At 74.3% G+C, this 6,136-nt stretch carries 3 protein-coding genes and 1 pseudogene; all 4 read right to left on the reverse strand.

Annotated elements, in window-relative coordinates:
- Window positions 1-147 precede the first annotated feature (147 nt).
- Entirely contained in the window at window positions 148-696 is a 549-nt protein-coding gene (locus E0D90_RS22645) for a hypothetical protein (RefSeq protein ID WP_227870417.1), read from the reverse strand.
- On the reverse strand, window positions 693-1,838 hold the full coding sequence (locus E0D90_RS22650) for a ParA family protein (RefSeq protein ID WP_130799866.1): 1,146 nt from the start codon (window positions 1,836-1,838) through the stop codon (window positions 693-695). The genes E0D90_RS22645 and E0D90_RS22650 overlap by 4 nt, the downstream gene beginning before the upstream one ends.
- Window positions 1,839-2,243: 405 nt before the next feature.
- Complete coding sequence (ald, locus tag E0D90_RS22655; RefSeq protein ID WP_130799867.1) at window positions 2,244-3,359, reverse strand: alanine dehydrogenase; 1,116 nt, start codon at window positions 3,357-3,359, stop codon at window positions 2,244-2,246.
- 624 nt (window positions 3,360-3,983) lie between these two features.
- Window positions 3,984-6,026 (reverse strand): annotated as a pseudogene (locus E0D90_RS22660) (AAA family ATPase); the annotation flags it as partial.
- Window positions 6,027-6,136 lie beyond the last annotated feature (110 nt).

Below are 6,136 nucleotides of genomic sequence, written 5' to 3' on the forward strand. Positions count from 1 at the left end.
GGGGCGGGTCGGGGGCGGTCATCGCGCAGCGACCCTACCGCCGGTGTTCCTCGTAGCGACGGCGCCGCGCGGCCGGGCTCTCTCCGCTCACACGGGCGGGCCGCTGCCTGCGCCGGGCCCGTCCGGCGGCGGCGTCGCCCGGCCCGTTCAGCGGCCGCGCAGCCGCCGGACGAGGATGCTGGCGTCGCCGCGCGACTCCAGGTCGGCGAGGACGACGGCGACCGCCTCCCGCACGATCCGGCCGCGGTCCACCGCCAGTCCGTGCTCGCCGCGGAGCACCAGCCGCGCGTGTTCGAGGTCCATCAGCTCCTCGGCGGAGACATAGACCGTGATCTTCTCGTCGTGGCGCTCCCGGCCGCTGGGCCGTCGGGGAGCGCGGGCACGGCGCTGGGCGGCGGTGGTCTGCCCGCCGGGGGCGGGTGAGCCAGCGCGGCCGGCGGCGCGGGACGCGCCGCGCTGGCCCTGTGCCGGCACCGGCGCCCCGCGCTGCGCCGAGGGCTCCGGCCGGCCGGTGCCCGGGCGGCCGTCCTCGTCCTCGGATGTGTCGGGCCGCCGGCCGTCACCGGTCTGCTCGTCGCCCGGAGCCGGTGCACGGGTGGTGTTCTCCTCGCCGTCCGCGCTCTCCTGCGGCGCGGACGGCTGGACGGCGGGACCACCGGTGGTGCGGAACAGTTCGTCGGCTGCCGGGAGACTCACTCGGCGTGGCACCGGGCGAGCACCTCCCTGGCGAGCTGGCGGTAGGCGGCGGCCCCGACGGAGTTGGAGGCGTACGTGGTGATCGGCTCGCCGGCGACCGTGGTCTCCGGGAAGCGGACCGTACGTCCGATGACGGTGTGGTAGACGTGCTCGTCGAACGCCTCGACCACCCGCGCCAGCACCTCACGGCTGTGCACCGTGCGGGAGTCGTACATGGTTGCCAGGATGCCGTCGAGCTGGAGCTGCGGGTTGAGCCGCTCCTGCACCTTCTCGATCGTCTCGGTCAGCAGCGCCACGCCGCGCAGCGCGAAGAACTCGCACTCCAGCGGCACGATCACCTTGTGCGCCGCGGTGAGCGCGTTGACGGTCAGCAGCCCCAGCGAGGGCTGGCAGTCGATGACGATGAAGTCGTAGTCCGCCAGCATCGGCTGGAGGGCGCGCTGCAGGGTGGACTCCCGGGCCACCTCGCTGACCAGCTGGACCTCGGCCGCCGAGAGGTCGATGTTGCTGGGCAGCAGGTCCATGCCGGCCACGGCGGTCTTGAGCAGCACCTCGTCGGGCGCCAGACCGCGTTGCATCAGCAGGTTGTAGACGGTGAGTTCGAGTTCCATCGGGTTCACGCCGAGCCCGACGGAGAGTGCGCCCTGCGGGTCGAAGTCGACCAGCAGCACCCGGCGTCCGTACTCGGCGAGTGCGGCACCGAGGTTGATGGTCGAGGTGGTCTTGCCGACCCCGCCCTTCTGGTTGCACATGGCGATGATCTTGGCGGGCCCGCGCTCGGTGACGGGTCCGGGAATGGGGAAGTACGGGAGCGGGCGGCCGGTGGGGCCGATTCGCTCGCGGCGCTGGCGTGCGGCGTCCGGGGCGATGGTCGCCGCGTACTCCGGGTCCGGCTCGTACTCCGCGTCCGGGTCGTAGAACTGGCCGTCCGGGAGCTCGTCGAGGCCGCCGGCGGCGGCGTCGGTGCTTCCCGAACCGGTCTGCGCGGTGGCCTCGGGCCCGCCGCTGCTGTGATGCGCTGTCATGTCCGATGAGCTCTTATGTGTCGCGAAGGTGTGGACAGCGACGGAGCCGACCCCTCTCGGACCGACTGGGTCCGCCGACTGCCCCGGTCCCCCTGGCTGTCCTCCCCCGGGAGCAATTGTCGACTCATTCACAAGTCGTCCTACCTCCTTGGGGACCAGGAAACTTCTAGACAGAGTCAGCGTCTCGCCATGCCGACGTTCGGCGACTCTATGGCGTGTCGGCCGTCCGCAGCAACACAATCCGCCGTACCGGGGCTGACGCGCCGTCACTCGCGGGCCGGGTGTCCAGAGCAGGCTATGGCCGGACAACGCGTTGGAGGCCGACCGGAATCGGCTAAACGGCGATCTTCGTGACGAGTTGACCACGAACGAGGGGCGCCGTACGCACAACTGACCGGACGCCGTCGAACGACGTCCGGTCGGTTGTGTGACATATCCCCGGGTTGACGCCCCGGGTTGACGAGCCTTGTCGACGAGTCGAGTTGACGACCGGCTCACGCGGCCGCGGGGCGGGGCCTCGCCTCAGCCGAGCAGGCTCTCCACCGCCGTGTGCGGCAGGTCGTGCGCCTCGGCGACCGGGGCGTAGACGACATCGCCGGCGTGGGCGTTCAGCCCGAGGGTGAAGGCGGGGTCGCGGCGCAGCGCCTCGCGCCAGCCCCGGTTGGCGAGCTGGACGATGTACGGCAGCGTCGCGTTGGTGAGCGCGTAGGTCGAGGTGCTGGGCACCGCTCCCGGCATGTTGGCGACGCAGTAGAAGACGGAGTCGTGCACGGTGAAGGTCGGCTCGGCGTGGGTGGTGGGCCGCGAGTCCTCGAAGCAGCCGCCCTGGTCGATGGCGATGTCCACCAGGACACTGCCCGGCTTCATCCTCGCGACCAGCTCGTTGGTGACGAGCTTGGGCGCCTTGGCGCCGGGGATGAGCACCGCGCCGATCACCAGGTCGGCGTCGAGCACCGCCTTCTCCAGCTCGAAGGCGTTGGAGGAGATCGTCCGGACCTGGCCGCCGTAGATCCGGTCGACCTCGCGCAGCTTGTTCACATTGGTGTCCAGCAGCGTCACGCGGAAGCCCATGCCGACCGCGATCTGCATGGCGTTCCAGCCGGACACCCCGCCACCGATCACGACGGCCTCGGCCGCCGAGACGCCCGGCACTCCGCCCGGCAGCACGCCGCGGCCACCGGCGGAACGCATCAGGTGGTAGGCGCCCACCTGCGGCGCGATCCGCCCGGCGACCTCCGACATCGGGGCCAGCAGGGGCAGGGCGCGCTCGGCGGTCTCCACCGTCTCGTAGGCGATGGCGGTCGTCCCGGAGGACAGCAGCGCCTCGGTGCACTCGGCCGACGCGGCGAGGTGGAGGTAGGTGAAGAGGATCTGGTCCTTGCGGAGCCGGTGGTACTCCTCGGCGACCGGCTCCTTGACCTTCAGCAGCAGGTCGGCGACGCCCCAGACCTCGTCGGCCGTCTCCAGGACCCGCGCCCCCGCGGCGAGGTACTGGTCGTCGGTGATGGCGGAGCCGACGCCGGCGTCCCGCTCGACGACGACCTCGTGGCCGGACCGGACCAGCTCATGTACTCCGGCGGGGGTGATGGCCACCCGGAACTCGTTGTTCTTGACCTCGCGGGGGATGCCGACCTTCACGTCGATCACGGTCCTTGGGTACGGAGGGTTGGGGCGAGCGCCGGGAATCCGGGCTACGCCCCCATAGGGACCCTTTGCCTGAAGCAGCCCATCCGACCCCGGCCCCCTCATTCTTAATGAAGGACGCTCTCCTGTCCAGCCTTGCAATCGGTCAAGGTCTTGAAGTTCTGGCTATGTTTCGTAGGTGCTTCCCTCGGCAGTCGCCATGGTTTCGCGCCAGGCACCTGACGGGGGCGCGTCACTCTCCGGTGCGCCCACCCGCGGTGGGTACGACGGCGCGGGCCGCGGAGCGTGCGCCGGGCGCTGCGGCGGCTCTCCCGGGGCCGGAGCCACCGGAGCCACTCCGTCCGTCACGCGCTCCAGCCCCCCGGCCCCGCCACTGCCGTCTCCGTCGCCGTCTCCCTCGCCCCGGCCATCGCCCGCACCACGGCCGGCCTCCGGACGCCCGGGCGGCTCCGCCGGCACGCCCGGGCCGTCCCCACCGTCGATCCCACCGGCCCCGTCGGTCACCTCTGCCCGGTCGTCACGGTCGTCCCGGTCGTCCCGGTCGTCCCGGTCGGCCCCGTCATCACGATCGGACCGGGCGTCCCGGTCCGGCCCCTCACCCGTCGCGGCGGCCTCCCCCGCCTCGTCCGCCAGCAGCCGCTCCGCCTCCACCCGCTGCGCCGACGCGTCCCCCGTCCGGCCCAGCCGCTCCGAGACGTCCGCCAGCCGCATCCACAGCGCGGCCCGCAGCCGGGCGTCACCGGAGCGTTCGGCGATGCGCAGCGCGTCCCGGCAGGTACGCAGCGCGTCCTGCGCCCAGCCGGCGTACTCCTGGACCCGCGCAGCCTCGGCGACGGCGCGCGCCTGCGCGGCGATGTCCCCGCGACGGCGGTGGGCGGCCGCCGCCGCACGCCAGGAGCGCAGCGCCGGGCGCCACTGCGCGTCGTAGGTGAGCACGGCGCCCAGCCGGCCGTGCAGCCTGGCCTCGGCCTCGCGGTCGTCACAGGACTGTGCGGCGGCCAGCGCGCGGCTGTACCAGTCGGCGGCGCGCTGCCAGCCGCCGAGTTCGGCGTGGGTGCCGCCGATCGACTCCAGTACCCGGCCGATCGCCACCCGGTCGGCGCGGTCGCCGTCCGAGCGCAGCGCCGCCAGCGCGGACTGGTACCGCGCGAGCGCCGCGCGTGGGCGGCCGTTGGCGGCGTCGAGGTCGCCGAGGTCGATCAGGGCGGCGGCGCGTTCGCGGGGAAGGCGCTGCCGCTCCGCCACCCCCAGCACCAGTTCGTGCAGTCCGTACAGCTCGGGTGCGGCGGCCCGCGCGCCACGGTGGGTGAGCAGCGCGGCGGTGAGCGCCGCGATCAGCCGGCGGGCCAGGGTGTCGAGTTCGCCGTCGGCGACCGCCAGCCGGACGGCGGCCTGGAGCGCGCCGAGGCGATGCGTGAGCCAGGCGGCCGCCGCCTGCGCGTCGGCGAACCGCAGTGAGCCCGGCTGGCCCTCCAGCCACGTGGCGGCCTCGCTGCCCGGGTCGGCGGTGGCCGCGTGAGCGGCCATCAGCTGGCGGACGGTGCGCTCCAGCATCCGCGCCTGGGCCAGCTGCACATCGGAGGGACGGTCCTCCCGCAGGAGCCGCGCGCGCAGCAGCGGGTCCAGGCAGGCGGGCACGGCGTACAGCGGGCCGACGGGCTGCTCCGGCCCGGGCGGTTTCGCCTCGGCGGTGCGCACCAGCCCGAGCAGCGCCAGATCGGCGAGGGCGGCGCGGGCGGCGCCGATGGAGCTGCCGGCCAGTGCGGCGGCCGTATGGGCGTCGGCCAGACCGGCGGGCGCCAGCACCAGCAGGCGCAGGAGGCGGCCGGTGGAGGAGGAGAGCTGGGAGGCGGCCAGCCGGAACGCGCGTTCCAGCGCGTCGCCGCTCTCGGGTCCGCCCGCCGGTTCCGCCAGTCTGCGGGCCGCGTCGGCGACGGCCGCGTCGGGGTTGGCGGCGAGCCAGCCGCCGGCGAGGAGCAGCGCGGCGGGGAGGTGGGCGCAGCGCTCGGCGAGCGTCTCCGCGGCCCGGGGATCGACGGTGACCCGGGTGGGGCCGGCGCCGCGGACCAGCAGTTGCACGGCGGCGTTCTGGCCGAGCGCGCCGAGCGTGCAGGGGCGTACGTCGGGTACGCCGGTCAGCGGGCCGCGGGCGACCGCCACCACCAGGCAGCCGCGGCTGTCGGGGGTCAGCTCGTTCAGCTGGTCGGAGGTCGCGACGTCGTCGAGCAGCAACAGGGCCCCGCGCTCCGCCAGGGCGGTGCGCAGGGCCTCGGTCAGCTCGTCCTCGTCCGCGCCGGGTGGTGCGACCAGGCCGAGGGCGGACAGCAGTTCGCGCGCCGTCCGCTCGTTGGGGACCGGGGTGCCTCCGGGGTCGGTGAGCCGGGCGCGGAGCACGCCGTCGGGGAAGTCACCGCTCGCCGCGTGCCGTCGGACGAACTCCTCGGCCAGCGCGGTGCGGCCGGTGCCTGGGCGGCCGACGATCAGCAGCACCCGGCTGCGCGGCGCCGGCCGCCCGGCGAGGGTGCTGAGCCCGGCCCGTACCGTGTCGGCGCGAAGCGTCGACAGTTCGTCCCTGCGACCGAGGAAACCCGCTGTTCCGCCCGGTCCTGCCGCCTTGCCCGGGAATGCCGGGCCCCTGGTGTGCACCGCCTGTTCCGTCACGCTGCGAGCGTATGTCAGTACGGGTCCACACTCCGTCAGACACGTCCGCCGCCCGGCACGATGGCCGGGCGGCGGAGGACCGGGCGGTCCCGGGGGGGGCGGCGGTGACG

The organism is Streptomyces otsuchiensis, assembly GCF_004305975.1.
Lineage (GTDB): Bacteria > Actinomycetota > Actinomycetes > Streptomycetales > Streptomycetaceae > Streptomyces > Streptomyces otsuchiensis.